Source organism: Leisingera sp. ABM4_103 (assembly GCF_056158685.1).
Window position 1 is genome coordinate 78,924 of the sequence record NZ_JBSWTU010000003.1, and the last position, 23,635, is coordinate 102,558.

General features: G+C 67.1%; 18 protein-coding genes. 7 read left to right on the forward strand and 11 right to left on the reverse strand.

Annotation, left to right across the window (positions count from 1 at the left end; all coding sequences use genetic code 11):
• The first annotated feature begins 66 nt into the window (after positions 1-66).
• A complete protein-coding gene (locus tag ACXAED_RS00875) occupies positions 67-1,341 on the forward strand; it encodes a hypothetical protein (protein WP_475046166.1) in 1,275 nt (424 codons plus the stop codon).
• A gap of 25 nt (positions 1,342-1,366) precedes the next feature.
• On the opposite strand, the gene ACXAED_RS00880 is transcribed toward ACXAED_RS00875, so the two are convergent.
• Positions 1,367-2,020: an ABC transporter ATP-binding protein gene (locus ACXAED_RS00880; RefSeq protein WP_475046168.1), complete on the reverse strand. Its 654-nt coding sequence runs from the start codon at positions 2,018-2,020 to the stop codon at positions 1,367-1,369.
• A gap of 10 nt (positions 2,021-2,030) precedes the next feature.
• Positions 2,031-3,458 carry a KpsE/RkpR family capsule polysaccharide export protein gene (locus ACXAED_RS00885; RefSeq protein WP_475046170.1) on the reverse strand — a complete coding sequence of 476 codons (1,428 nt, stop codon included), beginning with the start codon at positions 3,456-3,458 and terminating at the stop codon, positions 2,031-2,033.
• A 91-nt stretch (positions 3,459-3,549) separates the two neighbouring features.
• On the opposite strand from ACXAED_RS00885, the gene ACXAED_RS00890 reads away from it, so the two are divergent.
• On the forward strand, positions 3,550-4,407 hold the full coding sequence (locus ACXAED_RS00890) for an ABC transporter permease (protein WP_475046171.1): 858 nt from the start codon (positions 3,550-3,552) through the stop codon (positions 4,405-4,407).
• A gap of 24 nt (positions 4,408-4,431) precedes the next feature.
• Here ACXAED_RS00890 and ACXAED_RS00895 read toward each other — a convergent pair whose 3' ends face one another.
• A complete protein-coding gene (locus tag ACXAED_RS00895; protein ID WP_475046173.1) occupies positions 4,432-5,514 on the reverse strand; it encodes a glycosyltransferase in 1,083 nt (360 codons plus the stop codon).
• 400 nt (positions 5,515-5,914) lie between these two features.
• On the opposite strand from ACXAED_RS00895, the gene ACXAED_RS00900 reads away from it, so the two are divergent.
• Positions 5,915-7,225, forward strand: a complete 1,311-nt coding sequence (locus ACXAED_RS00900) for a UDP-glucose dehydrogenase family protein (RefSeq protein WP_475046174.1) — start codon at positions 5,915-5,917, stop codon at positions 7,223-7,225.
• A gap of 257 nt (positions 7,226-7,482) precedes the next feature.
• Here the strand turns inward: ACXAED_RS00900 and ACXAED_RS00905 are convergent, their stop codons facing one another.
• Both ACXAED_RS00905 and ACXAED_RS00910 read right to left on the reverse strand, forming a co-directional pair.
• Positions 7,483-8,655, reverse strand: coding sequence for a ParB/RepB/Spo0J family partition protein (locus ACXAED_RS00905; protein WP_475046176.1), 1,173 nt, complete (start codon positions 8,653-8,655; stop codon positions 7,483-7,485).
• Positions 8,656-8,736: 81 nt separating this feature from the next.
• The gene (locus ACXAED_RS00910) at positions 8,737-10,152 is read right to left on the reverse strand and encodes an AAA family ATPase (RefSeq protein ID WP_475046178.1); all 1,416 of its coding nucleotides are present in this window, start codon (positions 10,150-10,152) and stop codon (positions 8,737-8,739) included.
• Between the two features lie 486 nt (positions 10,153-10,638).
• Here ACXAED_RS00910 and ACXAED_RS00915 point away from each other — a divergent pair, with 486 nt between their 5' ends.
• Complete coding sequence (locus tag ACXAED_RS00915) at positions 10,639-11,646, forward strand: replication initiator protein A (protein WP_475046179.1); 1,008 nt, start codon at positions 10,639-10,641, stop codon at positions 11,644-11,646.
• A 304-nt stretch (positions 11,647-11,950) separates the two neighbouring features.
• On the opposite strand, the gene ACXAED_RS00920 is transcribed toward ACXAED_RS00915, so the two are convergent.
• The 5 genes from ACXAED_RS00920 to ACXAED_RS00940 all read right to left on the reverse strand — a co-directional run bounded on the left by ACXAED_RS00920 (position 11,951) and on the right by ACXAED_RS00940 (position 19,628).
• Positions 11,951-13,366 (reverse strand): HlyD family type I secretion periplasmic adaptor subunit, encoded by a 1,416-nt coding sequence (locus tag ACXAED_RS00920; RefSeq protein WP_475046181.1) that lies wholly within the window; start codon positions 13,364-13,366, stop codon positions 11,951-11,953.
• Complete coding sequence (locus ACXAED_RS00925; protein ID WP_475046182.1) at positions 13,363-15,141, reverse strand: type I secretion system permease/ATPase; 1,779 nt, start codon at positions 15,139-15,141, stop codon at positions 13,363-13,365. The genes ACXAED_RS00920 and ACXAED_RS00925 overlap by 4 nt, the downstream gene beginning before the upstream one ends.
• A gap of 154 nt (positions 15,142-15,295) precedes the next feature.
• The gene (locus ACXAED_RS00930) at positions 15,296-17,725 is read right to left on the reverse strand and encodes a calcium-binding protein (protein ID WP_475046184.1); all 2,430 of its coding nucleotides are present in this window, start codon (positions 17,723-17,725) and stop codon (positions 15,296-15,298) included.
• A 200-nt stretch (positions 17,726-17,925) separates the two neighbouring features.
• Positions 17,926-18,657: a hypothetical protein gene (locus ACXAED_RS00935; protein WP_475046185.1), complete on the reverse strand. Its 732-nt coding sequence runs from the start codon at positions 18,655-18,657 to the stop codon at positions 17,926-17,928.
• Positions 18,654-19,628: a helix-turn-helix transcriptional regulator gene (locus ACXAED_RS00940; RefSeq protein ID WP_475046187.1), complete on the reverse strand. Its 975-nt coding sequence runs from the start codon at positions 19,626-19,628 to the stop codon at positions 18,654-18,656. Before ACXAED_RS00940 ends, ACXAED_RS00935 begins: the two co-directional genes overlap by 4 nt.
• A gap of 776 nt (positions 19,629-20,404) precedes the next feature.
• On the opposite strand from ACXAED_RS00940, the gene ACXAED_RS00945 reads away from it, so the two are divergent.
• On the forward strand, positions 20,405-21,061 hold the full coding sequence (locus ACXAED_RS00945) for a response regulator transcription factor (RefSeq protein WP_475046188.1): 657 nt from the start codon (positions 20,405-20,407) through the stop codon (positions 21,059-21,061).
• Positions 21,062-21,399: 338 nt separating this feature from the next.
• On the opposite strand, the gene ACXAED_RS00950 is transcribed toward ACXAED_RS00945, so the two are convergent.
• Positions 21,400-22,641 (reverse strand): glycosyltransferase family 4 protein, encoded by a 1,242-nt coding sequence (locus tag ACXAED_RS00950; protein ID WP_475046189.1) that lies wholly within the window; start codon positions 22,639-22,641, stop codon positions 21,400-21,402.
• Between the two features lie 215 nt (positions 22,642-22,856).
• Here ACXAED_RS00950 and rfbC point away from each other — a divergent pair, with 215 nt between their 5' ends.
• Together rfbC and ACXAED_RS00960 are read left to right on the forward strand one after the other, a co-directional pair.
• Positions 22,857-23,411, forward strand: coding sequence for a dTDP-4-dehydrorhamnose 3,5-epimerase (gene rfbC / locus ACXAED_RS00955; RefSeq protein WP_475046191.1), 555 nt, complete (start codon positions 22,857-22,859; stop codon positions 23,409-23,411).
• A gap of 3 nt (positions 23,412-23,414) precedes the next feature.
• Positions 23,415-23,635, forward strand: a 221-nt coding sequence (locus ACXAED_RS00960) for an NAD-dependent epimerase/dehydratase family protein (RefSeq protein ID WP_475046192.1), incomplete at its 3' end; no start/stop codon positions are given.

The window sequence follows — 23,635 nt, forward strand, 5'->3', positions numbered from 1 at the left end:
GCCTAAGATCCCCTACCGCCCTTTCCGCCCGGCTTGCCCGCCGCAAAACGGCAGGGGAACCGCCTGATGCCATCCCACAGCGCCCTGACCGGCCTCCCTGCCCGCCTTGCGGCCCGGACGGCAAGAAAGCTGCTGCCCGGCCGCGTCCTAACCCGCAAGCACAATGCCGTGACCCGCCATGCCGCGGCCTTTGCCGGCGCGGCCCTGGCCCTGGCGCTCACCTTCTCGCCAGTGCTGGCGCGCGAGATGTTCCGGCGGCTGCTCAGCGGCCAGTTCCTCACCGGGATGCGGAGACTGTCCTGGTACATGCGCCGCGGCTGGCCCGGCATTGATATTTCCCGGGATCCGGTTCCGGTCTTCTTTCAGGATCTGACGCTGCCGGAACTGTCGGCCCAGCGGCGCTTCCTGCACCGCCGCGCCAGCAGGCTGGCCCCTGGCACGCTGGCCGGCGAACTGTGTTTCATCTCCGCTTGCGAAACCCTGTCGGCCTTTGACACCCCGGACTATGACAGCTGCCTGGACCGCTTCCGCAGCGACGCCGCAGCCGCGTTGCAGCACGCGCTGCAAACACCGCCGCCGGCAGCGCCCCCGGCGGCAGCCGCACCGCCGCCGATCCGCCAGGAGTTCAGCCGCCCGGCCGCAGAGCTGGCACTGCGGGACACCCTGGCCCTGCTGGAACGCAACGGCATCCAAGCGTTCATCCTGTCCGGCACCTTCCTTGGCGCGGTCCGGGAGCAGGCCATCCTGGAGCATGATTACGACATTGACCTTGGCGTGATGGCCGATGGCGTCTGCGCCCGGACCCTGGAGGCGCTGCTGCGCAGCTCACCGCCCTTCCACTGCATTGCAGCGGTCCGCCAGATCCGGCTGGAACGGACCCCCGGCGGCCGGCTGGAGCAGCGCAGCATCCCGGTGCTCTACAAGCTGCGCCACGAAAACGGCATCGTGGCGGACATCTTTCTGCACTACCGTGAAAACGGCGTGTTGTGGCATGGCTCTTCGCAATACCGCTGGGACAACGCCGAATTCGCGCTTGCCCCCTGCCGGCTGGCCGGGCTGCAAGTCCTGGGCCCGGATGACCCGGACCGCTATCTGACCGAAAACTATGGCAACTGGCGTGTGCCGAAACACGATTTCCACTGCGGCACGGATACGCCGAACCTGCAGTTGCTGCCCAACCCCCACTCCCTGGCCCTGTCGCTGTGGCAGCTGCGGCTGTTCGCCGGCCCTGCCGCCGCCGCCGCCCGCGCGGACCTGCTGGAGCGGATGCACCGTGCCGGGCATCTTGAACAGCCCGCTGCAGGAGAATGGCGCATCCGCGAGGGTCTTTTCGCTCGTTGAGCGGGCTGAGCAGGCTGAAGTTCCGCTACTCCAGCATCGCCTCATGCACGGCGATCGCGGCTTCCAGGTCTTCGAAATAGCGGATCCTGCCGCGCTCCAGCACCAGGCCTGCATTGCAGAACTGGCGCACCTGGTTCATCGAGTGATTGACCATGATGGCGCTGGAATGCTTCATCCGGTCGGCAAAGACCGCGCGGCTCTTGCGCTTGAAGGCACGGTCGCCCACCGCGGTCACCTCATCGACCAGATAGGTGTCGAAACGGATCCCCATCGAGGCGCCGAAGGTGAGCCGCGACTTCATGCCGGAGGAATAGCTGCGCACCGGCATGTGGTAGAATTTGCCCAGCTCGGCAAAGTCTTCGACGAAATTCACCAGGTCATCGGTGTCCACCCCGTAGATCCGGGCGATGAAGCGGACATTCTCCGCCCCGGTCAGCTCGCGGTGGAAGGAGCCGCCCAGCCCCACCGGCCAGGAAATGGTGCCATCGCTGACCACCCGGCCGTGGTCGGGGCGCAGGGTGCCGGCGATGATCTGCAGCAGCGTCGACTTGCCGGCGCCGTTGCGGCCCAGAAGCGCCAGCGACTTGCCCGCGGGCAGCGTCAGGTTCAGGTTGTCGATCACCACCTTGCGCTCGCCCTTGAGCCGGAAGCTCTTGGTCAGGTTCTCGAACCGGATCATGGCCCGCCCCTCAGCTGCGGTCGCGGATCGAATAATAGATCAGCGCCCCGATCGACCAGGCGAGCAGCAGGAACAGCCCGGCCAGCGCGCTGAGCACGAAGCGGCGCGGGTATTCCGCCTCCTCGGCCAGGGCCGGCTTGATATAGGTGGCCAGATAACGGCTCTGGCGGGCGGCATCGTCGCGCGCCACCTCCAGCGCCGCCAGCGCCGCGCGGTAGGTTTCCTCGGCAAACTCCCGGTCCACCGTCAGCCGCTCGAATTCCGAGATCAGCGTCGGGTAATCCTCGCCGACGCCGCCGGTGTCGGTGTTGCTGGAGGCAAAGGTCTGGCGTTCGATGTTGATGCGCTCGCGGATCACATCGATCTGCTGCTGCGCCTGCTTCAGCCGCACGTCGCCCGGCGCCACCGTGCCGGCCAGCAGATCGTATTCAATGAGCGCCTCGGCCAGCTGCTGCTGCAGGTTGTTCATCACCCCCATGCGGCCCTGGATATCGGCCTCGGGGTCGACGATGCGGGTGCGGGTGCGGAACCGGGTCAGCTCCTCGCGCGCCGCCTTCAGCCGCTCCACCGCCTCCGCCAGGTCCGCCTCGGCATAGCGCATCGCGTCAGTACGGGCCTGATCGTTGAGCGCGTTGATGCGGATCTGGCTTTCCTCGATGATGGCCTGGGCAATGGCCTGGGCGGTCTGCGCATCAAAGGCGGTGACCTGCACCTCGGTCAGCCCCGAGCCGCTGTCATAGGAGATGCGGGCGATGCGCTGCCAGAACCAGACCAGCTCCTCCAGGGTGGCATCCGGCCACAGCGCAAACACCCAGTCGCCGGGCCAGTGCCGGCTGTAATGGGCGCGCAGATCCACCCGCTTGCTGACCGCCGCGGCCATCTCCTTGCTCTGGATGAACTCATAGAGGATGTCGCTGTCCGAGGCGGTGGTGTTGCCGGCGAAACTGGCCAGCCCGCCCAGCAGGTCATTGGCGCCGGAGCTCTCCTGGCTGCGCACGGTGAAGCCGGTGGTGGAGGCATACTGATCCTCGGCCACCGCGAACAGATAGAACACCGCCGCCGCCAGCGGCAGCAGCACCAGGGCTGCGAAACTGGCGATCAGCCCGCGGTGGCGCCCCTTGATACTGGCCGGCCGGGCCACCGGATAGGCCGGGGTTTCGGCCATCTGCGCCTCCAGCGCCGCATGGGCCGCCTGGGCCTCCTGCATCTTGCGGCGCAGTTTCCTGAGCTTCTTGCCGCCGCCCTTGCCGCCTTTGCCGCCCTGACGGTCCGGCGTGCCGGGCAGCTGTTCCACATTGGCCGCCTCCTGGCCGGGCGCGGCGGGTTGGGTCCGGCCGCTGCCGTCCGCCTCTTCCGGGATGGGGGAGCCAGAGCTTTTCCGGCCGGTGCGGAATTGGGCGGCAGCCTTCCGGCGCGCCGCCGGGCGATCCTGTGTCATAATCTGCTTATCCCGGCTTGCAGCCGTTTGTAATTGCCTCGTCTTTCTTTCATATTATCGCCTGCACAGCGCATATTCACAATGGGTATTCATGACCAGCACCCCGCCCGCAGCGGCCCCTGCCCTGCCCTCCGCCCAGCCGCCTGCCCAGATACCTGCCCTGCGGCCTGCCTCTGGCCGCGCGCGCCGCTTTGCCAGCCTGCGCACGGTGGCGGCGCTGGTGCTGCGCGAGATGTCGACCCGCTACGGCCGCACCCCCGGCGGTTATCTGTGGGCGGTGCTGGAGCCGCTGGCAGCGATCCTGTTCCTCTCCATCGGCTTCTCGCTGGTGATCCGCAGCCCGTCGCTGGGCACCAGCTTCCTGCTGTTCTACGCCACCGGCTATCTGGCCTTCGATCTCTACAACGCGGTTGCCAACACCACCGCCCGGGCGCTGAATTTCTCCAAGCCGCTGCTGCAATTCCCGGCGGTGACCTGGGTGGACGCGATTCTGGCGCGGTTTATCCTCAACAGCCTGACCGGCAGCCTGGTGGCGATCCTGCTGCTCACCGGCATTCTCTCGGCCATCGACAGCCGCACGGTGCTGGACCTGCCGCCGGCGGTGCTGGCGATGGCGCTGACGATGCTGCTGGGCCTCGGGATGGGGACACTCAACTGCGTGCTGATGGGGCTCTATCCCTTGTGGGAGGTGGCCTGGTCGGTGATCACCCGGCCCTTATTCCTCGCCTCGGGGATCTTCTTCCTCTATGAGGACCTGCCGCCCCTGGCGCAGGAGATCCTGTGGTACAACCCGCTGATGCATATCACCGGGCTGATGCGCACCGGCTTCTACCCCACTTATGCCGCCTCTTATGCCAGCGTGACCTATGTGCTGCTCACCAGCCTGATCCTGCTGGCGCTGGGGCTGGTGCTGATGGGCCGCTACCACCGCGATCTGCTGAACCGCTGAGCCCGGCGCGGGCCTTGCGCCGGCTCAGTCTTCGCCCGCCAGCTCCAGCACCCTGGCATGGCTCACCGCAGTGCGCCGCAGCAGCCCGTCGCGGATGGCATGCGCCATCAGCCGGGCAAAGGCGCGCCGGTCGCCGCGGTGGTGGCGCAGCTTCATCAGCCACTTCGGCACGATCACCAGGAGCACCGGCCAGAACAGCCAGCCCGCCGCCATCCGGTACAGAAGCAGCAGGTTGCGGTGGTAGTAATAGGCCTTCCACAGCGGCACGAAGCGGCCGCGCTGCGCCGCATCCGGCTTGCCCCCGGATTTGCCCTGCGCCTCTGACGTGCCCTGGAAGGTGGAGAGGTCATGCTCGAACCGCACGGAGGGCTCAAAGCCGATCCGGCCGCCCGATTTGGTCAGCCCCAGCGTATAAAGCCCGTCATCGCCATAGATGAACAGCTCCGGATCCGGATAGCCGATGCGCCGCACCGCCGCTGCCGAGATGAAGAAGCCGACAAAAGACGTGACATCGATCTGCATCCCCGGCCCCTCGTAATCCGAAGGCTGCACGTGAAAGCCGGAGCGGCCGCCGCCAAAGAGGGTGCGCAGGAACTCGCGCCCATGCCAGAACGGGTTGCGCGAGGGGCGGTTCATCTCGCAGATGCGGCCGTCGGGGAAATAGACCGCCGCCGCCACCGCGTCCCATTTGCCGCCCGCCGCCGTGCCCGCCTGCTGATGCATGGGCAGCGCATGGAAGGCCGCCAGCCCGCCCGGGGCGGGCCGCCCGTCGTCATCCATCACCGCCAGCCAGCCGGGGGCGTGATGCTCCATCGCCCGGCGCATGCCCATCTCGAACCCGCCGGCGCCGCCGCGGTTGGTTTCGCTGGTGCAGATGTCGAGCCGCGGATCATCCTGCGCCGCCAGCCAGGCGCCGGTGCCGTCCGAGGAGGCGTTGTCGGCCACCACCACCGCCGCCAGCTCCGCCTCCGGGCTCTCCAGGAGCCGCGCCAGCGTTGCCTTCAGCTTGTCCAGCCGGTTGTGGGTCACCACCACCGCCACCAGCCGCCCTGCCCCTGCCGGGGCCGCTGCCGGTGTTCCGGTGCCGATTGCCTGTGCCGTGTTCACCGCCGGGTGCTCCTTCGCCTGTCCTGTGAATCCTGTGCCGCATCTGCGGCCCCGAAAGCTCATAAATCCCCGGCACTGTCAAACCCTTTACCGCCGCCGCGGCGGGACCGGGCGGATTTCCGGCCCGGCCCCGGCGCGCCCGCCTCCGGGCTGCGGCCTGCAGATCCGCCGGCCGCGAAAAAGGTCAGCATTTATGACCAAATGTTTCGCGCGCGAAACATTTGGTCCGGACCGGACCTATTTTCCCCTCCCCCAGCGAGCCCCCGGCCAGCCCTGCGGCCTCTGCCCCGGAGACCGCAAAAAAGCCGGGCTCCGCCCTGTCCGGCGCGGTTTATTCCGCTAATCTCATCACAAGGGCTGCGGCACAGCAGCCGTAAAGGGATTGAGAAAAGGGTATTCCATGCGCATTGCGATGATTGGCACCGGCTATGTCGGACTGGTGTCCGGCGTCTGTTTTTCGGATTTCGGCCATGACGTGATCTGCGTCGACAAGGACGCGGGGAAGATCGCCCGGCTGAACCAGGGCGAGGTGCCGATCTACGAGCCGGGCCTTGATCAGCTGATGGAAAAGAACGTGAAGGCGGGCCGCCTCAGCTTTACCGATGATCTGGCGGCGGCGGTGGACGGGGCCGAAGCGGTGTTCATTGCGGTGGGCACCCCGACCCGGCGCGGCGACGGCCATGCGGATCTGACCTATGTGATGGCCGCCGCCGAGGAGATTGCCGCGGCGCTGACGGATTACGCGGTGGTGGTGACCAAATCCACCGTGCCGGTGGGCACCAACCGCCAGGTGCAGCAGGTGATCGCCAAGGCAAATCCGCAGGCAGACTTCGACGTCGCCTCCAACCCCGAGTTCCTGCGCGAAGGCGCGGCGATCGAGGATTTCATGAAACCCGACCGGGTGGTGGTCGGCGTCCAGAATGAGCGCGCGGCGGAGGTGATGGCGGAGATCTACCGCCCCCTCTACCTGCGCGACTTCCCGATCCTGACCACCGACCTGGAATCGGCGGAGCTGATCAAATACGCGGCCAATGCGTTTCTGGCCGCCAAGATCACCTTCATCAATGAAATCGCCGGCCTCTGCGAGCGGGTGGGGGCGGACGTCAAGGAAGTCTCCCGCGGCATCGGGTTCGACGGGCGCATCGGCAACAAGTTTCTGCACGCAGGCCCGGGCTACGGCGGGTCCTGTTTCCCCAAGGACACCGCGGCGCTGGCGCGGATCGGCCAGGACCATGCCTTTCCCTTGCGGATCACCGAGACGGTGATGCGGGTCAATGACGAGGTGAAAAACCGCATGGTCGAAAAGCTGCGCGATGCCTGCGAAGGCTCGTTCAACGGCAAGACCGTGGCGGTGCTGGGCGTCACCTTCAAGCCCAACACCGATGACATGCGCGAGGCGCCGAGCCTGACCATCGTGCCCGCCCTGATCGGCGGCGGCGCCAGGGTGCGGGTGGTGGACCCGCAAGGCAAGGCCGAGGGCGAGGCGCTGCTGCCCGGGGCCGCCTGGATGGACGACCCCTATGAGGCGGCGCAGAACGCCGACCTGGTGGTGCTTCTGACCGAGTGGAACGAGTTCCGCGCCCTGGATCTCAAGAAACTGGCCCGCCTGATGGCAGTGCCGCGGATGGCGGACCTGCGCAACATCTACTCTCCCAAAACCGCCAAACAGGCCGGGTTTGAGACCTATACGGCAGTGGGGCGGGGCGCTTGAGCGGCCCCGGAAACGGCGCTGCAGAATAGGTCCGGACCGGACCAAATGTTTCGCGCGCGAAACATTTGGTCAAACGTACTGACCTAATCAGAACTCTCCCGCGCGGTCAGATATCAGACACTAAAAAGGGCTTCTCCGAAGAAAAGCCCTTTGCCTCCGGCGCGGAGCGAGAAAGCTTCCTGGCAACCGTCCGGGGGACGGTTTCGCTTTCGAACGGGCGGAGCCCTCGGGGAAAGATGAAAGGCGGCAGGCTCTGGTCAGAGCTTTTTCAGCCAGGCCTCCAGCGTCTTGGCCAGGGATGCGCCAACAGCCTCGCCGCTGATTTCGATCTTCTTTTCGCTGGGCGTGTAGGTCAGCCGCACGCCGCGGGGCGCGTTCAGAACGATCCGCTCGCCGGGCTGGTGCGCCGCGTCCCAGTCATCGGCGCCGCGCACCCGCGGGCCCTTGACCAGCGGCGGCACCGGGGGCGGGGACTGTTCCGCATCCCGGCCTGCATTCCGCTCCTTAGCCTGTGCCGCCAGTTGTTCCAGGGAGGGCGGGGCAGGGGGCACATCAGGCTCTGACTTGGGCATTTGGGGCGCATCCCCCTCGACCAGCCGGGTCAGCACCGCCAATTCCGCCTCCGGTGTGCTGCGGTCGGCGGCCTGCAGTGCCTGTTTCGCACGCTCCGCAAAGCCCTCATCCGCCTCGATCCCGCGCACCAGCGCCAGGCCCAGTTTCTCGCTGATGGCAGTGGGGTAGAACAGCACCGCATCCAGCGCCTCGACCAGGGTGACGAAGCTGCCGATCTTGGAGCGCTTGGCGCGGGTGGCGTTGCCGAACAGCGCCTGCAGCGCGTATTTGCGGCGGGTGAAGACGCCTTCCTTATACGCGCGCACGGCAATGCGGGCGCGCTCGTAATGGGAGAGATTCACCCGGATCTCGTTTTCCTCGACCATCGCCACATAAGACGCCTCGGCGCTGCCGGGCTTGATCACCAGCGCCTTCAATGTGGCGAACTGCGGGTCTGATGTCTCTTCATAGAGCCGCTTGAGCGCGGTCAGGCGGCGCCAGCCGGAGATCAGCCCGTGGGTGCGGCCGCCAAAAGTATCCTCCAGCGGCACCACTTCCGCCGGGGTCTGCTGGCCGCGGGCGCGGATCGAGGCGATCAGCGATTGCAGCTCTTCTTCATCCTGTTCGATGCGGTCGCGCACCAGGTGGTTCTCGTCGATGGCCGCCAGCGGCAGCTCCTCGATCATCAGCCCCTTGGCGCGGGCGTTTTCCAGAACGCCGGACAATTCCTGCAGCGCCGCCTGGGCAGAGGCGTCGGAGGCCACCTGGGCAATCGGCGCAGCACCGACGCTGGAGGGGCCGCCAAGCGCCGGTTTGGCCGCGGGCGCCGCCGTCAGGTAACCGGCCTGTGCCGGGGAAAGCCGTTTGCGTTTTGCCATGTCCTGTCCTTCGTGCCTCAGTTGCAGGATGCGTCTGTCCTGGACGGGGCCGCATCCTGCCCCAAATTTCTTGCCGGGGCCTTATTCGGCCGCACGCTGCTCCTGCAACGCCTCGCGCCGCCAGACCCCGATCAGGAGCTTCTTGAAGGCCGCGTAGGTCTCGTCGAAGGTCTCGCGCCCGCGGGCATAGGTCTCGCGGTTGAAGTCGCGGTAGTCGGCCTCGTAGATGCCGCTCACCTGCTCCCCGGCCTGGCCGATCAGCGCGGTGTAATCCTGTTTGTGGGGGGAGAGCACCCGGCCCATGTAGGCCTGCATCAGCGCCGCCAGCTCGCCCTGCTGGGCGCCGTCATAGCGGGTGATGACGGTGCGCACCGCGTCCCATTCAAACGCCAGCCCGGGGCGGCCCAGGGCGCGGGCGGCGAGGTTCTCGCCCTCCTCGATCGAGGCGAAGGTGGAATGCAGCATGTCAAAGAAGCGGCCCGTCGAGTTGAACTCCAGGAACGACGCCCCCATCGGCACCAGCAGGATGTCGGCAGCTGACAGCCCGTTGATGGTCAGGTAGCCAAGCGCCGGCGGGGTGTCGATGAAGATCACGTCGTAGGCGTCCAGCACCCCGTCGGCCTCCAGCCGCTCGGTGAGCGCATCCCACAGCTTCCAGGACCGCGCCGCCATCCGCCAGACCGGGATCTGGAATTCCGCCCAGTAGAGGTTCAGCTGGGCGCCGATCAGGTCGATGCTGGGCCAGTGGGTGTTCTGAATGACATCCTGGGCGGTCATCTCCATCGCCGCATCCAGCGCCTCGTCCAGCGGCTGCGGGGCGTCGCCGCGGTCGAGCCGGCGCTGGTTCTCCAGCCGCAGATGCTCGCCGTAGTGGCGCGCCAGCAGCGGGAAGGCGGTCTGCCATTCATCCTCGGCGCGGCCGCCGAAGATCGAGGTCATCGAGCCCTGGCTGTCCAGATCAATCACCAGCACCTTGTAGCCGTCGAGCGCCGCCGACATCGCCAGATGCGCCGCGGTCGAGGTCTTGCCGACGCCGCCCTTGAAGTTGGCAACCGCGACCATCTTGGCGGGCAGGCCTTCGGGGCGGTAGGGCTGGTAGTCCTTGGCCTTGGAGCCTTGCGCCGCGAAGAAGGCGCGCAGACGCAAGACCTCATCGAGGGTGAACCACTTGGCGCCGCCCTCGGTCTCACTGCGGCCCTGGGGCAGATCGGGGTTGGCTTTCAGCACCCGGCGGAAATGGGCCTGGGCGACCGGGATCAGGTAGCGGGTGATCTCCCAGGTGGAGAACAGGCGCAGCTCCTTCCTGCCCTCCTCGTTCATGCCGCGGCTGGCCAGGTCGGCCCGGCCCTGCGCGCAGGCCGCGGCAATCTCGGCAAAGCCTGCGGTGCTGGTGGGGGCATCAAGCTCCGCCAAAGCGGCGTCGGGGTCGATGCTGAAATAGGGGGGAAGGCTGCTGCCTGCCCTAGGAGATTCTTTCCTGTGGATATCTCGCGCCATGAGGTCTGCCTGCTGTCCTTGGGCCGTTGCGGCCCTGCCCGTGTGTGAGGCTGCTGTTCTGCTGCTCCGCAGCCTGATGTGCTGCCTTTTCGACAGAATACGCAAAAACGCAGCACATGGAAGCAAAATGCGCATCCCTCCTGGTTTTTCTAAGCAAATCCGGCAGTTGCGGCAGGGGAAAGCGGGAGGGATGCAGAGCGTCCAAAAAAATCTGCTCTGTTATAAATGAGTTATTTATTAGTTACAGGGGGAAGGGCGCCTGCGCAAAGCCCTTTTTTTATTGGCGATCGGGGCGGATTTTCCGCAGGCAGTGACTCTGAAACCCCGATCAAATGACTCCAAACCCCCGACGAAACGATTCCGAACCCCCGTTGCCGGGGCATGTGGATAACCCTAGGGTGGGCGTAATCAAAACCACGATAAAACGAGTCGCCAAACAGGGGCAGCAGATCCCGGCGGGCGGCAGAGCAGACGGCGGACAGGCATATGGCAGCAGAGCTGACGGCGGGGGGACTCCCTCCGGAAGGGCAGGGGGATTTCTTCCTCTGCGATATCTTCGGGGCGATCCCCAAGAACGACCTGGCGTCGATGGAGCATCCGCTGTTCAGCTTGGGCACAAGGCCGGACCGGCGGATCCTGAACTACCAGCACAACGGCGCCGAGATCACCGTGACGCCCTCGGTCAAGGGGCTGGCGACGATCCACGACAAGGACATCCTGATCTTCTGCATCAGCCAGCTGATGGCGGCGCTGAATGCCGGGCGGCAGGTGAGCCGGGTGCTGCACCTGAAGGCGCATGACCTGCTGGTCGCCTGCAACCGCGAGACCTCGGGCGATGCCTACCGGCGCCTGCGCGAGGCGTTCGAGCGGCTGGCGGGCACCCGCATCACCACCAATATCGTGACCGGGGGCCAGGAGGTGACCACCGGCTTCGGCCTCATCGAGAAATGGGAGATCGTCCGCAAGGCCCGCGGCGGCAAGATGGTCAGCGTGGCGGTGACGCTGTCGGACTGGCTCTACCGGGCGGTCTTGTCGAAATCGGTGCTGACGCTCAGCCGCGATTACTTCCGGCTCCGGAAACCGCTGGAGCGGCGGATCTATGAGCTGGCGCGCAAGCACTGCGGGCGGCAGAACAGCTGGCAGGTCTCGGTGGAAACCCTCTTGAAGAAATCCGGTTCCGCCTCGCCGCGCCGGGTGTTCCGCAAGATGATCCGCGACATGATTGAGGCGCAGCCCTTGCCCGATTACGCGCTGGAGGAGCTGGAGGGCGATGTGATCCGCTTCAGCCAGAAGGCCGCCGTCACCGAGGCGGTGCTGAACGCGCCCAGCCTGAAGCCCGCAACGCTGGAGGAGGCCCGCGCCCTGATCCCCGGCGCCGACGCCTATGCGCTGGAGGCGGAGTGGCGCGCCATGTGGGTGCGTTCCGGCAGCCCCAGATTGCGGATGCCGGATGCGGCCTTCCTCGGCTGGGTCAGGAAACGCGCCGCGGAGTAGGCGCCCCCTTTCATCTTTCCCCAAATACTCACAGGCCGCAGGCCTCCGCCTTTGCGGGCAAAGGCGGATCTCAAACCTCTCCAAAAAAAGGTCAGCATGATTGACCAAATGTTTCGCGCGCGAAACATTTGGTCCGGACCGGACCTACTTTCCGGCGGGCCGGCACCCGGGCTGAACAGGGCCGGGGCCAGCAGCGGCGGGGCGGCAAAACTAACAGGCCCGCCTCAGCCTTGTGCGGCTGAAGCGGGCCCGGACAGGCTGCGGCCCTCCCCCCGGACCCGCGGCCTTCCTGACTGGAGCGGCGTTATCCGCTGCCTTCCTTCAAGGCCTGCGACATGCTGGAGAGCACCGGGCTGATCAGGTAGTCGGCCAGGCTTTGGCGGCCGGTTTCGATCATCGCCTGGGCCGGCATGCCGGGCAGGGTCTTCACATTGGGCAGGGCAGCCAGATCGGCCTCCTGGATGCGGATATGCACCGGGTAATAGGGCTGGCCGGTCATCTGGTCGATGCTGCTGCCGGCCGCCACCATCACCACTTCGCCCTTGACCGGCGGGGTGGAGCGGAAGCTGTAGGCGGTCAATTGCACCCGCGCCTGGCTGCCCTCGGCCACCTCGTCGATATCCTCCACTGCCACCTGGGTCTCCACCAGCAGGCCTGCATCCTCGGGCATCAGCTCCAGGATGGTCTGGCCGGGATCCACCACCTGGCCCAGGGTGTTGATGCTGAGCCCGACCACCCGGCCGTCGCGCGGGGCGCGGATGGTCTGGCGTTCGGCCACGTCCCAAGTGGCGTCCAGGCGCTGGTGCAGATCCAGCAGCTGCTCCTGCACGTCCTGGCTTTCGGCGGCAATCCGCGCCGCCCGGTCGCGGCCGGCCTGCAGCCGCCGCTCTTCCATCTCGCCGATCTGCTCCAGCACGCTGCCGCGGTCGCTTTCCAGCGCGCCGATGGTGCCCAGCAGGCTGCTTTGCTGCATCTGCCGCTGGCTGATGCGGGTTTTCGGCACCAGCCCCTTTTCGAACAGCTGGGTCAGCCCGGCCAGATCCTCCTGCACCAGCGCCAGCTGTTCCTCGGTGGCCCGGATGCGGGCATCGCGGCCCTCAAGCTGATCGCCGAGCTGGCTGATGCGGACCTGGATGATTTCCATCTGCCCCTGATAGAGCGCCCGGTTGGAGTGCAGCAGGTCGCGCTGCACCGCCACCAGCTGCGCCAGTTCCGGCATCCGGGCGATGAGCTGCTGCAGCTCCGGCCCCGGCTGCAGGCTGTCTGTCCCCTTCAGTTCCGCGTTCAGCCGGGCCTGCTGCGCCAGCAGGCTGGCCCGCTGGCCGTTCAGGATTGCCAGCTGCGCTTGGATGCGGCGGCCGTCGAGCCGGGCGATCACCTGGCCCTTGGAGACCCGGCTGCCCTCGGAGATGTTCAGCTCGCGCAGGATGCCGCCTTCGAAATGCTGCACCGCCAGCCGGTCGCCGGCCACGTTGAAGGCGCCCGGCGCCACCACTGCGCTGGTCAGCTCTGCCTGGGTCGACCAGAACACCAGCCCGCCGAACAGGCCGAAGCCGCAGACCGCCATCCACAGCACCAGCTGGCGCACCCGGGTCGGCGGCCGCTTGGGCAGCGGCACATCCGGGCTTTCCCCGGCAGGCATCAGGTCGCGGAAGCCGCCTGTGGCCGGAGCACGGCCTGTCTCTGCGGGGCTGCGGCTGTCATGTTCCACCAGGCTCATGCGCTTTCTCCTTCATTCCGGGGCGCGTCCGCGGTCTGTCCGGCGCCGCCCCCTTCCGCGTTGCGGTGGCGGAAGGGGGCGATTTTGGGATCGTCCTGATGCGCCCGGGCGGCGGCCATCGGCTGGGCGGCCGCCTCGATCACCTGGCGCGCCTCGCCGAAGCGGGCGATGCGGCCCTGCTGCAGGAGCGCCGCATGGCTGACCCGGCGCAAGAGGCTGAGCCGGTGGGTCACCGCCACCACCGCGGCGCCGCGGGCGCAGGCTTCTTCGATGGCCCTGGCCAGCGCCTCTTCGCCCTCGGGGTCGAGATTGGCGTTGGGCTCGTCCAGCACGATCAGCTTGCGGTCGCCGAAGAAGGCGCGCGCGAGACCGATGCGCTGGCGCTGGCCCGCCGACAGGAACTCGCCGCGCGGGCCGACCTCGGCGTTGTAGCCGCCGGGCAGCGCCAGGATCATCTCATGCACCTGCGCCAGCTTGGCGGCCGCCACCACATCCGAGGGCTTGGCCTCCGGGTCCATGAGCGCGATGTTTTCCGCCACCGTGCCCTGGAACAGCTCGACCCGCTGCGGCAGGAAGCCGATATGCTGGCCGATCTGCGCCGGGTCCCAGTCGGTGAGCGCGGCATCGTCGATGCGGATATGGCCGCGCACCAGCGGCTGCAGGCCTGCCAGCGCATGGGCCAGGGTGGTCTTGCCGGCGCCGGAGGGGCCGATCAGCCCCAGCGACTGGCCCGGCTTCAGCTCCAGCGTGATGTCCAGCAGCAGCGGATCCGGCCGCCCCGGCAGCACCACGGTGGCATTTTCCACCGACAGCCGGCCTTCGGGCGCGGGCAGCTCCAGCCGCTCCGGCGCGGCGCCGAGATGGGCCAGGAATTCATTCAGCCGCCCGTGCGCGCTGCGCGCCTTCAAAAAGCCGCGCCAGCCGGCGATCGACTGCTCCACCGGCGCCGCGGCGCGGCCCAGGAGGATCGAGGAGGCAATCATCAGCCCCGGCGTCAGCTGGCTGTTGATCACCAGCACCACGCCCACGCCCAGCACCGCGATCTGCAGCCCCATGCGCACGGCCTTGGCCAGCGAGGTCATCAGCGCCACCCGGTCGGTGGCCAGGGTGTTGAACACCAGCGCCGAAAACGCCTTGAGCTGCCAGCGCTTGATCAGCGGTGCGGTCTTGCCCATGGCATGGATGAGGCCTGCATTCTGCATCATCTCCGCCACCGCGGCATTGGTCTCGGCGGCCTGCTTGCCGGCCGCCTCCAGGGGTTTGCGGGCCATCATCTCGCTGAGCAGCCCGAGGGTGAACAGCAGCGTGATGCCAATCAGCGCCACCAGGCCCAGCACCGGGCTGAACATGAAGATCAGCGCCAGGAAAATCAGCGACCAGGGCGCGTCCAGCAGCGCCAGGAACACCGGGCTGGTGACAAAGCCGCGCAGCTCCTGGATGTCGCGGATGGGTTCGGCGCGGGCCAGGGCGGGCGGCAGGCGGCCGCTGATCATGCCGTCCAGCACCACCGGGCTGAGCCGCGCCTCGAGCCGCGATCCGAGCCGCGCCACCAGGCGCTGGCGGATCATGTCGAACAGAAAAAAGAACACCAGTGCAATAGCTGCACCGGTGGTCAAAGCAATCAAAGTGGGAATGCTGCCCGAGGCCATGACCCGGGCAAACAGTTGCAGCATGTAGAGCGGCGCTGTCAGGACAAGGAGGTTCACAAAGATGCTTGCCATGAAGATGGCGGCAAGCACGCCCCGCTGACCATCAAATACCCGTCTTACCTTCATTGTCGTAGCCCCCCGGCTGCACGAAGTGAAGTTATGAAATCTGGAGAACAGCGCCCTGGTCCAAGGATGCAATCCTTGGCCGGGGACCAAATCGCTGTCCTGAACCAGGGCTGGACGGGCCCGGGGACAACCCCGGGCCCGCCGTTCCTATGGCTCAGACGGCAGTGGGACCCCAAATGTTGTCGTAGCTGTCGTCAAAGCCAGTGTCAGAGGTCAGCACCCGGATCGCTTCATACGAGCCGGCATCGCCGGTGGTCACGGCGTTGATGCCGACGCCGCCGATCGGGATGGCGTCCTGGCCCAGCGAGGTGAACGGTGCTTCGCGGCCGGTCAGGCCGAGGATGTTCACCGTGGCGCCGCCGGCGCTGATCAGGGTGTCGGTGCCATTGTCGGCAACGGTGGCGCCGCCGCCGTCCAGCGCCGCAAAGGCATCCTGCGCCGAGGTGCCCGCGCCTGCGCCAACCGTGGTGACACGGAACAGCAGCACGTCGTGGTCCTGGTCGATGTCGAAGTCATGGATGGTGTCGTTGCCGTCGTTGGACGAGAACATGGCGCCATCCCATTCGAGATCGATGATGAAGACATCCTTGCCGTCGCCGCCATACAGACGGTCGCGGCCGAGGCCCCCTTTCAGGAAGTCGTTGTAGTCGCCGGCGCCGCCGAACAGGGTGTCGTTGCCGTTGCCGCCGTCCAGGAAGTCGCCGCCGGTGCCGCCGTCCAGGCGGTCGTTGCCGGCTTCGCCATAGAGGCAGTCGCGGTCGGCGCCGCCGTACAGGGTGTCGTCGTCGTTGCCGCCCTGCAGCACGTCCTTGCCGTTGCCGCCCTTGAGCTTGTCGTCGCCGTCGTTGCCGTCGAGGAAGTCATTGCCATCGTTGCCTTTGACAGTGTCCTTGCCGTCGCCGCCATGGGCCACGTCATTGCCGTCTCCGCCTTTGATCTTGTCGTTGCCTTCCTCGCCGTAGAGGAAGTCATCGCCTTCATCGCCGTAGATCTTGTCGTTGCCGGTGCCGCCCCAGGCTTTGTCGGAATCTTCGCCGCCTTTGATGGTGTCATTGCCGGCGTCGCCATAGAGACGGTCATGGCCTTCATTGCCGAGCACCCAGTCGTCGCCATCGTTGCCGTGCAGCAGATCGCCGCCCTTGCGGCCATAGAGCCGGTCATTGCCGTCGCCGCCATAGCCCTCGTCATTGCCGCGGCCGCCGATGATGACGTCATTGCCGCCTTCACCGAACATGGTGTCGTTGCCGGAGCCGCCGCGGATGCGGTCATTGCCGTCCGGGCCTTCGTCGATCGGCGTGTAGTGCTCCGGGGCGGCGACCTCTTTCAGCCCGTCTCCCGTCTGGGCATGGGTCTCCACCGTGTCCTGGGACTTGTCGTCGCAGCTCCAGTCGATCTCGTAGCCGTTGACGTCGGCGCCAAGGTTGTTGCCGCTGTCGCCGAAGATCAGGTCGCCCTGGGCGCCGCCTTCCAGCACGTCGTTGTTGGAGCCGCCGCGCATGGTGTCGTGGCCGGCGCCGCCGTTGACGTCATCGCGGCCTGCGCCGCCATCCATCAGGTCGTCGCCGCGGCCGCCCTGCATCAGGTCGTCGTCATCTTCACCGAACATGGTGTCGTTGCCGCCCTGGCCGTCCATGGTGTCGTTGCCGTCACCGCCCAGCATGCAGTCGTCGCCGTCGACCTGCTCGTCCTTGTTGCCGGTGCCGTTGTCGGCGCCGAAATCAAGGTCGTCATTCTGCGACTGGCGCTCGTCGCCGAACATCTCGTCATCGCCGGAGCCGCCGATCACCAGGTCGTCGCCGATGCCGCCTGCCATGCGGTCATTGCCGCCCTGGCCGTTCATGCGGTCGTCGCCGTCGCGGCCGTACATGGTGTCGTCGCCGTCCTTGGCGGTTTCGCCGGACTGGCCCATGTCGCCCCACATCCAGTCGTTGCCGCCTTCCCCGTCGATGCAGTCGTCGCCAAGCTCGCCATAGAGGAAATCGGCGCGGTCGCCGTCGGCATAGCTGTAGTTGCCGTCGGCATCATCGCCGAAGATGTGGTCATCGCCCTTGCCGCCGAAGACGCTGTCGCTTTCCTCGCCGCCCAGCAGGGTGTCGTTGCCGGTTTCGCCGTCGATGTAATCCCAGCCTTCCTCGCCGTCGATCCAGTCGTCGCCGTCATCGATGTATTTCCGGCCGTAGATCGGCACCTGGTATTCTTCCCAGGTCTCCTGGTTGACCTTGGTCTCATAGCCGGTGATCACGGTTTCATAGTGGCCCTTGCCGTCGGCATTGCCGCCGAACAGGTAGTCGTTGCCGGTGCCGCCTTCGATCAGGTCGTCGCCATCCTGGCCTTCGACGTAATCCTGGCCGGCTTCGCCGTCGATGCGGTTGTTGCGCTCGTTGCCGTAGACCGCGTCATCGCCGGCCCCGGCCTTGGCGTTGTCGCCGGCGTCGTGGTCGTTCAGGTCGATCACATTGCCGTCGGTGCCGCCGCGCTCGGTGGTGCCGTCGTTGTAATTCGGATCGAACTTGTTGTCGCTGAAGATGATTTCGCAATCCGGATTACAGACTTCCCAATCCGGGGTTCTGTCTTTGATACCCATGGTAAACGTCCTCCTCGTTAACTGTAACTGTGCGGGGCAGGGCAGCCTGTGCCGCCCGGGTCCTTGCCCCTGCCGCCGCTGTCTGCCGCGGGTGCGGCTGCTGCGGCGGCGGTGTGAAAAAGGCGCGTGATGCCTTCCGGTGGTATTGCAGCGCAGATGCGGGCGCTGCGATGCCCCCAAATGGGGACAAAATCAGGGCTTTAGCCGGTGCTGCCCAGCCAGCCGGCCAGGGCCTGCGCGGCGGTGTCCGCCAGTGCCAGCAGCGGCGCGTGCCACCAGGCGCCCGCCGCCAGCGCGGCGGCTGCCGCCAGCGCGGCGGCCAGGGTCCGCGGCCAGCGGCGGCGCGGCTTTGGCGCGGCCTGCGCCAGCGCCTCGGCCACCGCGGCCTTCAGCACCGGCTCAAGCTCGATCCTGAGCGCGCCTTCCATCCGGTTCACCGCGGTCTCCAGCTGGTCGATGCGGGCGCTCAGCGCGGCGCGGTCGGCCGCCGCCTTCTGCGCCGCCTGCGCGCCCAGCCCCTCGTTCAGGGTGGTGAACATCTCCGCGATGCGCTTGTGCAGCGCCACCAGGTCGGCCTGCGCCGCCAGCGGCGGCGCGTCCGGCCCGCCCTGGCGCAGGGCCGTGGCGATCTGCGCCAGCACCGCGGCGCTCAGCCGCGGCGGCTGCGCCGGTTTGTCCTGCCGGGCCGCCGGGGCCGGCTGATCCGCAGCGGCTTGCGCCTGTGCAGGCTGAGACTGCGAAGGCTGAGACTGTGCGGCTTGAGACTGTGCGGCTTGAGACTGTGCGGTCTGAGACTGTGGGGATTGCGCCTGTACGGCTTGCGCCTGGGCGGGCTGGCCCGGCTGCGCCGCCGCATCCTGTGCCGGGCGGGCGGGGCTGCCGGCCGGGGCGGGCGGGCCCTGCACCGGCGCATCGAGCGTCAGCTTGTTCATGACGCTCTCCCCAGCGAGGCCTGCCAGGTCAGCCGCTGCGCCATCTCGGCGCGGCCCGCCGACTGCAGCTTGGCCAGCACCCGCTTGGCATAGGTGTTGAAAGTCTGCTCCTTGAGGCCCGCGATATGCGCCGCCTCGCGGTTGCTGAGCCCCAGCTGGATGAGCGCCGCCACCCGCGCCTCAGCAGGCGACAGCCCCATCTTCTGGGCCAGCATCTCGATGCGGGTGCGGTCGGGCTGGCGCGGCAGGATCGCCACCACCAGCGGCTGATCGGCGCCGGCGCAGCGGTAGCGGGTCAGCGACACCGGCAGCCGCATGCCGCTTTGGCGGTCCTCCAGGAACAGGATCAGCTCGCGCGGGCCGCGGGCGCTGCCACGGCGCGAGCGGGCGCATTCGGCCACCGCCGCGTAAAACCCCGCGGTCTCGCCCGGGCGGGCGCAGCTGAGGCGGCCGCCCTGGTCGCTGAGCAGATCGCCGCCATCCAGCATGTCGCGCCCCGATTCATTGCAATGCAGCAGGCGGCCCTCGCCGTCGAGCACCAGCACCGCAGAGTCGGTCTTCTTGGAAATGGTCCACAACAGCGCGCTGGTCACCGCCGCCTGGGTCTCGCCCGCCAGCTCGCGCAAGCTGTCCTCGCGCAGCACCGGCCAGATCGCCTGCAGGATGTCGCCGCAATGGGCATCATGCGGGCCGCCGTCCAGCTTCAGCGCGATCAGATCCTCGCTGCCGTCCTCGAAACCGCAGGAAAACAGCGCCCAGCCGCGGCCTGCGGCCAGGTCCGCCGCCAGCTCTGCGGGCAGCCGCGCCGCCAGATCCCGCGCCGCCGCCCCCCCCGGGCGGCGCGGGCGGAAGCTGTTGGCGGTGCCGGGCTGCAGCTGGCGCCGCAGCGCCGCTGCGGCGGTGTCCGGGCAGGCCTCGCCCTGCGCTCCGGCACTGGTCAGCACCGGGGCGCGGCGGTGCCCTGGCTGCACCAGGGCCAGTTTTGTCAGAGAAGAGATTTGCCTTTGAAGAGACCGCGAAAATACCAACCTGCCCGCTTGTGCAGCGGACGCACTCAACACAACCATGTTGCCCCCCGGCATGACATAATGAATGTCTTGAAGGTAGCACAGTGCCCGGCACGGCAAACCGGGCAGAGGGCGTACGCCAAAGGCCGGGACAGCGCGGCCGGGCGGCGCAAAATACCACCATGGGGGTAGCCGCAGGGGGCAGGGCGGGCAAATCAAGAAAACCCTGGGTTGATTAATGTGCAAAGTAAAATGTCTTAAAATTGTAGAATGCTGCCGGGAAACAAATCGTTTCCCTTTTGGAGACAATACCAAGGGCGTAAAGCGCCCTGAGCAGATCCTGTGGAAAAACAGCCCGGTAAGGCGGAAACCCGGGCGCAGGGCAGGGCCGCCTGGCCAAAAAGCACTGCTCCGGGAGGGGAAGCTCCTTAACAAAAACGGCTGGATTCGCTACGGTTTATCCACAGCAATGCGCATCAGAAGTGTTTGAACGCCCGGTTGCGCTGCCAGGCCCAGGAAGTTTTTTCCGGGCATGTTCTGTATTTATCACGATCCGGAAACGGCAGCGCAGAAGCGCCGCCGGGGCCAAGATGGCAGCAGGCGGGTGAATTGTGTTTCAGGGAGCGGCCGCGCATTGCAGCACCGGCAGCCTGCGGGGGCAGGCGGTCTAAAAAAGGGCGCTCCTGGAGGGACGGGCCGGAGGCAGGATCCGGTTCTGGTTACGAGTAAAGGAGTTTTCGATGCCTGTGCACATTGTGGGGGAAAGCAGGCTTCTCAGGGACATGTTTCTGAACATCTGTGAAGCACATGATTACGAGACCGGCGGCTGCTGCAGCAGCCTGGCGGAACTGCCGCCGCTGCCGGCCAGGGACCTGGTGCTGTTTTACAGCCACTGCACCGGCGCGGCGCTGGAGGAGGAGCTGCGCAGCTTCCGGGCCCGCAAGGGCGGCGCGCATCTGATCCTGGTCACCGGCGACGATTGCCCGCCCGACGCCCAGGCCCGTCTCAGCACCTATGCCGAGGCGGTGATCCCGGAGCGCAAATCGGCGGATGCGCTGATTGCGGCGCTGCAGCTGGTGCAGAACGGCTACCGGATCGTGCTGCCGGAGGCCGCCGCCGCCGCGGCCGCAGAGGCGCCGCGGCCTGCGGTTGTGCCCTGCCCGCCGCACGGCCGGGCCAGGCACGGGCTGTCGGACCGCGAGCAGCTGATCCTGGCCAAGCTGACCGAAGGCGCCACCAACAAGAGCATCGCCAATGAGCTGGGCATCTGCGAGGCCACGGTGAAAGTGCATCTGCGCACCTGCTTCCGCAAGATCGGCGCCAAGAACCGCACCCAGGCGGCCCTCTGGGCCTCCGAGCAGCTGCCGCCGCAGACCGCGGAGCAGCGCCCGCACTGACAGGGGCCGGCAGGCGGCGCGGCCGCAGGCCCGCAGCCGGCCCGCAACAGGCGCGCCTGGCCTTGAGGGCCGGGACGCCGCTTGCCGGATGCAGGCGGAACCGGGGTCCGCCGCATCCGGCGGGTGCGTGCAACGGGGTGCAAAAGCCTTTTGAAAACGTTTGCCAAGGCTGTGCTGAGGGGGAAGGGGCCGCCTGTGAGCGGGCGGCGGCCAAGGGCGCCGCTGCGCGGCGCTTGTTTTGCTGAGACGCGCTTGAGAGGCTGCTCCGGCAGAAACGGCCTGAATAGAGCCTGATTTTCCGTGCCTGCGGCTGGATTTTTATATGCCGTGCCTCCGGCTCAGATTTTAATTCTCCGTGCCTCCGGCACGAGGGCATTGATCTGCGCGATATGCTCCGGCAGGCAGCGGGTCAGGAAATCATATTTCTCCACCGCATGGGCGCGGGCGGCGGGGCCGATATGGGCGTACCCGGCGGGGTTGGCCAGCACGTCCGCCACCTGATCGGCCAGCTTCTCCGGGGAGAAGAAATCCACCAGCAGGCCGGTCTCGCCATGGGTGATGGCCTCGCGCACCGGCGCCACATCTCCGGCCACCACCGTGGCCTGCATCGCCATCGCCTCCAGCAAGGACCAGCTGAGCACGAAAGGCATGGTCAGATAGATATGGCAGCGGCTGATCTGGATGATCCGGGTGAGGTCGTCATAGGGAACCTTGCCGAGAAAATGCACCCGGCTCCAGTCGACGCTATCGCCCAGCTCATCCTCCATCTCGCCGCGCAGGCCGCCGGGATGCTGGCTTTCGGCGCCGTAAGAGGTCTCGCTGCCGCCGATCATCAGGATGCGGGCATTGGGGCGCTGCGCCTGGATCCGGGGCAGGGCGCGCATCATGATGTGAAAGCCGCGGGCGCGCTCCATGTTGCGGGCGATATAGGTGACCACCTCATCCTCGCGGCTGAGCGGCTTCTCCAGCCGCCCGAGGCTGACCGAGGCGTCCGGATCGGGGCCCAGCTTGTCGGTGCGGATGCCGTCATGGCACAGATACATGCGGTCGTGGAAACTGGCCGGAAACCGGTCGCGCTGCCAGGCGGTGGGCACATGGCCCTGATCCACCAGCTCGATGCTGGCATAAGGCACGGTGTTGCGCGCCTCGGCAAAGAAATAGGCCTGGTCGTTGGGCGGGTTTTCCGGATCGAACCCGACCAGCCCGCCCGAGGTGCGGTAGAAATACTCGAAGAAGCCGATGATGGGCACATCCGGGTAGGGGTCCTTCATGAACAGAAGTTCGCCCCAGCCGGTGTGGCCGATGATGATGTCGGGGGTGAAGCCCGCGTCCCGCAGCTGGCGCGCCGCCAGCGCCGCGCCGAGGCCCGCGCCGGACGCCGCCTCCCAGTCCCGGGAGAGGCCGAAGGCGTCCTTGTCCGGGGTGCGGAAGGGTTTGTAGGTGACGGTCCTGATCCCCGGCAGCTGCACATCCCGCCGCTGTGTCAGGAAGACGATCTCATGATGCCCTTGCGCCGCCAGCCAGGGCGCCAGCTCCCGGTACTGGCCGGGCATGTTCTGATGCACAAACAAAATCTTCATGGGCTTATGCTTGCCGGGCAGAGGGCCGTGATGCAAGCACAGGCTGTCCGCTTGGCCCGCGCCTGTTGCAGCCCTGCCGGCGCCTGAAGCTGGCGCTATGCCCTCCTAGGGGCTAGATATAATCAAACGGAGGCAATCAGGGGCCCGGGCCAGGGGCCGGACAGGGATCGGACAGAGACCGGGCCGGAACCACGCCAGGGAGCGGGGCAGAGGCAATGCAGATAGAAGAAACCGGACTGCCGGGGCTGAAAGTGCTGACGCCTGCCCGCTTTGGCGATGCCCGCGGCTTTTTCAGCGAAAGCTGGAACCGGCGGCGGATGCAGGACGCGGGCCTTGATCTGGATTTCGTGCAGGACAACCATTCGCTGTCGGTGCAGGCGGGCACCCTGCGCGGCCTGCATTTCCAGGCGCCTCCCGCTGCCCAGGACAAGCTGGTGCGCTGCGGCCGCGGCGCGCTGTTTGATGTGGCGGTGGATATCCGCAAGGGCTCGCCCGCCTATGGGAAATGGTTCGGGATTGAGCTGACGGCGGAGAACGGCAAGCAGCTGCTGGTGCCCAAGGGGTTCCTGCACGGCTTCCTCACCCGGGTGCCGGAGACCGAGGTGATCTACAAATGCACCGATTATTATGCGCCGGAGTGCGACGGCGCGGTGGCCTGGGACAGCTGCGGCATCGACTGGGGATTTGAGGGCAGCCCCATCCTGTCGGAGAAGGACGCCGCGGCGCCTGCCCTGGCGGATTTCGGCAGCCCGTTCAGCTGGGAGGGATAAGCCATGAAGCTGCTGGTCACAGGCGGGGCGGGGTTCATCGGCTCTGCGGTGGTGCGGCTGGCGGTCGCCCGCGGCCATCAGGTGGTGAACCTGGATGCGCTGACCTATGCCGCCTGCCTGGACAATGTGGCCAGCGTGGCGGAAAGCCCGGCCTATGCCTTTGAGCAGGCCGATATCCGCGACCGGGCCGCATTAGACACTGTTTTTGCCCGCCACCGCCCGGA

Bases quoted from the DNA above. Each gene is read 5' to 3' on its own strand.
- ACXAED_RS00935 (WP_475046185.1), bottom strand. From the start codon at position 18,657: ATGAACAAGCTGACGCTCGATGCGCCGGTGCAGGGCCCGCCCGCCCCG.
- ACXAED_RS00875 (WP_475046166.1), top strand. From the start codon at position 67: ATGCCATCCCACAGCGCCCTGACCGGCCTCCCTGCCCGCCTTGCGGCC.
- ACXAED_RS00890 (WP_475046171.1), top strand. From the start codon at position 3,550: ATGACCAGCACCCCGCCCGCAGCGGCCCCTGCCCTGCCCTCCGCCCAG.
- ACXAED_RS00910 (WP_475046178.1), bottom strand. From the start codon at position 10,152: ATGGCGCGAGATATCCACAGGAAAGAATCTCCTAGGGCAGGCAGCAGC.
- rfbC (WP_475046191.1), top strand. From the start codon at position 22,857: ATGCAGATAGAAGAAACCGGACTGCCGGGGCTGAAAGTGCTGACGCCT.
- ACXAED_RS00925 (WP_475046182.1), bottom strand. From the start codon at position 15,141: ATGAAGGTAAGACGGGTATTTGATGGTCAGCGGGGCGTGCTTGCCGCC.
- ACXAED_RS00950 (WP_475046189.1), bottom strand. From the start codon at position 22,641: ATGAAGATTTTGTTTGTGCATCAGAACATGCCCGGCCAGTACCGGGAG.
- ACXAED_RS00945 (WP_475046188.1), top strand. From the start codon at position 20,405: ATGCCTGTGCACATTGTGGGGGAAAGCAGGCTTCTCAGGGACATGTTT.
- ACXAED_RS00880 (WP_475046168.1), bottom strand. From the start codon at position 2,020: ATGATCCGGTTCGAGAACCTGACCAAGAGCTTCCGGCTCAAGGGCGAG.
- ACXAED_RS00930 (WP_475046184.1), bottom strand. From the start codon at position 17,725: ATGGGTATCAAAGACAGAACCCCGGATTGGGAAGTCTGTAATCCGGAT.
- ACXAED_RS00885 (WP_475046170.1), bottom strand. From the start codon at position 3,458: ATGACACAGGATCGCCCGGCGGCGCGCCGGAAGGCTGCCGCCCAATTC.
- ACXAED_RS00900 (WP_475046174.1), top strand. From the start codon at position 5,915: ATGCGCATTGCGATGATTGGCACCGGCTATGTCGGACTGGTGTCCGGC.
- ACXAED_RS00915 (WP_475046179.1), top strand. From the start codon at position 10,639: ATGGCAGCAGAGCTGACGGCGGGGGGACTCCCTCCGGAAGGGCAGGGG.
- ACXAED_RS00920 (WP_475046181.1), bottom strand. From the start codon at position 13,366: ATGAGCCTGGTGGAACATGACAGCCGCAGCCCCGCAGAGACAGGCCGT.
- ACXAED_RS00905 (WP_475046176.1), bottom strand. From the start codon at position 8,655: ATGGCAAAACGCAAACGGCTTTCCCCGGCACAGGCCGGTTACCTGACG.